The sequence below is a fragment of the Mesorhizobium sp. M7A.F.Ca.CA.004.06.1.1 genome (assembly GCF_003999135.1).
GTDB lineage: Bacteria > Pseudomonadota > Alphaproteobacteria > Rhizobiales > Rhizobiaceae > Mesorhizobium.
Genome location: NZ_RZPQ01000520.1, coordinates 1 through 4,259, shown reverse-complemented (window position 1 = coordinate 4,259; position 4,259 = coordinate 1). Strand labels below are relative to the sequence as shown.

Sequence of the window (4,259 nt, the reverse complement as noted above, 5' to 3'; positions counted from 1 at the left end):
CCTTGCCGGCCATCCGGGAAAAGCGCGGGCTGGTCGATCCGCAACGTCTGCCCGGCCTCCAGCGCGCCCATCTCATCCTGCCGGAAGCGCTCGGCCACCTCCCTGGGGTAGAAATCGAAATCCGTCTTGCCGATCAGATCGTCGACCGAAGCGGCGCGAACCATTTCGGCGGTGGCGGGGTTGGCGGCGATGAAGCGGCCGTCGACATCTTTTATGTTCAGGCAATCCGGCAGTTCGCGAACCATGGCCCGGTAGGTCATGTTGGACATCAAGAGCTCCCGCCTGCGCTGCTGCCGGTCGAGCAGGACGCCGATGATGATTGTGCTGAGAAAGCGGAACACGAGGGACGGGAACGTGCTCTGCTGCACAAGGCCCGTGACGGCTTGCGCCGGGATGACCAGGAGCGTGATCAGCCCGGCGAGAGCGACCGTTACGCCCAGACCGAATATGTCGTACATGGTGCGCGATCGGGCCGCGACGATGTGGTGCCACGCAATGCCGACGATTGCGGTGATGAGGATACCCATGACACCAGCACCCGCACCCTGTCCGCCGAGATGGATGCGATAAACAATGGAGCCGAACGTGGCGATGAGCATTGCCGGCCATCCGCCAAAGAACGCGGCAGCAGCAATGAAGGCGGCGCGCAGATCGACGACGAAGCCGGAGACGGACAGGGCCGTCGCCATGGAAATGATCGCGCCCACGCACATGACCACGCCGAGAAGCAGCGACTGCATCCGCCGCGAGAGACGCCCGGTGAAATCCGCCACAAGGTCCCAGGCGACCACGAGGATGGAGACCAGGGCAAGGTTGGCGAGGAGTGAGTGCCAGATGTCAGTCATGACTTCGGCTCCTTTTTTCCGATAAATACCGACAAAACCTATCCGAGGTCTAAAGAAGCTGCCCGGCCATGCCGTTCTATTCCCTTTTGGGCACATGGGACCCGAGAGTACCTTTGCGATCTTCCATGAAGCCGATCAGCTCATGATTCGACGGTGTCGTAAGCGCAGATGAGCAAGAGGCATCGCGGCAAATTCGGGTCTTGCACATGATCTGTAAAGTGTCGCCTTGAACATCTCCTTCTTTCCATACATAGGTCGACCAGGTGGGTGGCGGCTCAACATGGAACTTCAATGAACCTCCCTATCTTCGCCATCAACCTCGATCGCGAGACCCAGCGCTGGAGCGAATTGCTCGCCAGCGCCGAAGCGGCGGGACTGACCTTGCAGCGCATTGCCGCCGTCGACGGTCGGGCGCTTGCTGAAAAAGACTGGACGGAGATCGATCTTCCAGCCGCGCGCAAGCTGAGCGGGCGCGACATCCTTTCGGGCGAATATGCCTGTTACCGCAGCCATATCCGGGCGCTGGAAACGTTCCTGGCCGGTGGCAGCGCCCATGGCCTGATTGTCGAGGACGACGTCCTCTTCAGCGAAAGCACCATGCGGCGCATCGAGGCCATCATCGCGGCGGTGCCGGATTTCGATGTCATCAAGCTGACCAACCATCGCATGAGCTTCTTCATGCGCGCGGTCGAGACGGCGGAAGGCGATGAGATCGGTCGTGCGCTGCATGGCCCGCAAGGCTCGGCCGCCGCCTATCTGGTGACGCGAGAGGGCGCGCAGGGTCTGTTGTCGGCGCTCGCCGTAATGAAAATGCCATGGGACGTCGCGCTCGAGCGCTTTTGGGATACTGGCCTGAAAGTCTATTCGGTCCGCCAAAACGTGCTTGGCTTCGCCGCCAGCAGTGGGATCTCGGGCATAGCCGGTCCCTCGGGAAGCTACAAATCCGCAAGGCTGGGCGGGCCGAGCCGGCTACGTGCCGGGGTGTTACGGGCCAGCGACGAACTGCGCCGCCTGCATCACGTCCTGCTGCCGCCCCCTCTGCCGCGAGATGCCCTGGATGATGCCAAGGACAACGCGCCGCGCCACACCTTGCTTCTGTTGCTTGCGGCACTCGCCATTCTCGCTTTGGTCTCCGCGGTGTGGCGCGAGGCCGACACCTACCGCTATGCGGGCCTGGCGCTGGCCCTGGTCGCGGTCATCCGCTGGTTCAGAGTGGACTTGTGGACCTACAGCAAACCGCTGATCGGTTGGGTCGGCTTCCTGTGTCTGGGCTGGTCGCTCTACGTCTTCATCCGACTGGCGATCGTCTATTTCGGCACCCACCAGTTGGGTGGCGCCGAAGGCATTTACATGTTTCCGCTGTTCTACGCGACGACCGGCTTCGCGTTTCTGCTGTTTGTCAGGCAACCCGCACGGCTCGTGCTCTGGTTCATGATCCTCAGTCTCGTCTTCCTAGCGGCGGACACCTTCTATTCGGACATGTTTCAAGGCGTCCAACCTGCCCCGTGGCTTTTCAACAATCCCATCCACGCGTCGGTGGCGGCCGGTTTCATCTTCCTCTGCACGCTGCAATTCATGGCCTACTCGGCGCAGAGAACGGACCTCGGAAAAGCAACCAAGAACCTGCATTGGGCCCTGTCGACAGCCGTCCTGCTGCTTGCCCTCGTCAATATCATCGAGATGCGCTCAAAGGGAGTGTGGCTTGCGCTTGCGCTCGCTCTGCTCTTGTTGGCGGTCATGACCCTGGCGAGAGGCCATCGCCGCGAACTGTTGGTTTCGGGTGGCGTGCTGGTGATCGTGGCGGCCGGCATTGTCGCGGCACACAACATCTTCTCGTCCACCGCCGACGATACCATGGCATTCGTCAAAACCTTGGTTCCGGATGTGTTCAGGCATGGGGTCCTCCCCGCCTTCGACCGCGCCATCGCGAGCGACGCGGTTCCGCTTGCAGCCAAGGAAAGGCTGATGCTGTGGGCGGATGCGATCAATATCTGGAAGCGCCACCCGATCTTCGGAGCCAGTTCCAGCTGGCTGACCGAATGGCAGAGCAGAACCTATCATCCCATGATCTTCAATGTCTTCCACAATGGTTATCTGGAGATTGCCGTGCGTTATGGGGTGGTCGGACTGGCGTTCTTTGCCTTTCTCTACACCTGGTCGGCCAGGCAGGTTCTGCTGGCCATGCGAGCCAAGCTCGTCGCTCCGGCCGCATGGTCCTGCTACATCTCCACACTGGTCTTCTTCGCCCTAACCATCCTCACCAATTCCAACAACCGGCTGGCCATGGGCGAGGCCTTCATGTGGTTTGCCGCAGCGTTCGGCTTCTATTGTTTTTATGTTCGCCAGCAGAAGAACCTTGTCGCGCCGCGGACCTATTTTTAGGGCCTGCCGGCGCAGCACGTATCTGACCAGCCGATTGCGACCAATCCACCTTTGACGCCCCGCTCAATTTCCCGATAATCGGGAAAGTCGATGCCAAAATCGATGGCTTATCGCCGGCAACCCCTTCGTTACGATCGACACGGATCACAGACAGGGGTTGTCACGGACATGCTGACGGACAGGCAGGCACGCGAGGCGGTGGAGCAGTACCGCGAGGAAGGATACGCGGTCGTTCGACAATTCGTCGACGGCGACGAGATGATCCGGCTGAAGAAGGAAACCGATGCGGTCTATGCCGAAGGCCTCAAGCATCACGCCACCTTCCGGCACGGCAACCTGAATTTCCAGATCCTGCCTGAATCGGACTTTGGCCAACGCTATGTGCTGCAGGCTTACTGGTTTTCCTGGATCAATTCCTATTTCGAAGAATTCCGCCGCAATCCCGACTATCTGAAGCTGCTCGAGAGCCTGATCGGCCGTGACATAAGGCAGATCGCCCAACAGCTGCACTGGAAGCCGCCCGGCGCCAATGTCACGGGTTATCGCTTCCACCAGGATTTGCGCTTCCGTAACCAGGCGGCCTTCGACAATGTCGCCGACGCCACCGTGACAACAGGCCTCGCGGTCGATCGGGCGACGCTGGACAATGGCTGCCTTCAGGTCGTGCCCGGCAGCCACAAGCTCGGCTATCTCGGCCTGTCGGACGAGGGAACCGGCGAGCTGATGAAGGGCCTGACCGCCGAAGAAGAGTTGCGCAAAGTCGGCATCGACCCGGCGACCATCGTTCCGCTGGTGCTAGAGCCGGGCGACCTTGCTTTATGGGGGCTGCTTACCGTGCACGGCTCCTCGCCCAACAAATCGCAGCACGACCGGGCCTTTGCGCTGTCCAGCTATGTGCGGGCCGATACGACGCAACGTGGCGAATGGGCGTTCAGGGACGGCGTTTCGGTGCCGCTCGGCAAGACGCCGGCACTGTGCAAATACGAAAAGCTCTTCGAGGAGCCGGGACCGATGTACGACACCACCGCCTGG

The 4,259-nt window shown here is 60.9% G+C and carries 3 protein-coding genes and 1 pseudogene; 3 read left to right on the top strand and 1 reads right to left on the bottom strand.

All coding sequences use genetic code 11. The annotated features are described in order from the left end of the window. Window positions 1-845: LytS/YhcK type 5TM receptor domain-containing protein (locus EN906_RS24805; RefSeq protein ID WP_164777332.1), on the bottom strand; the 845-nt coding region annotated here is incomplete at its 3' end. 291 nt (window positions 846-1,136) lie between these two features. On the opposite strand from EN906_RS24805, the pseudogene EN906_RS38475 reads away from it, so the two are divergent. The 3 genes and pseudogenes from EN906_RS38475 to EN906_RS24795 form a co-directional block, all read left to right on the top strand. After that, window positions 1,137-1,610 (top strand): annotated as a pseudogene (locus tag EN906_RS38475) (glycosyltransferase family 25 protein); the annotation flags it as partial. Window positions 1,611-1,631: 21 nt separating this feature from the next. After that, a complete protein-coding gene (locus EN906_RS24800) occupies window positions 1,632-3,227 on the top strand; it encodes an O-antigen ligase family protein (RefSeq protein WP_245456774.1) in 1,596 nt (531 codons plus the stop codon). A gap of 168 nt (window positions 3,228-3,395) precedes the next feature. Continuing rightward, window positions 3,396-4,259: phytanoyl-CoA dioxygenase family protein (locus EN906_RS24795; protein WP_245484329.1), on the top strand; the 864-nt coding region annotated here is incomplete at its 3' end.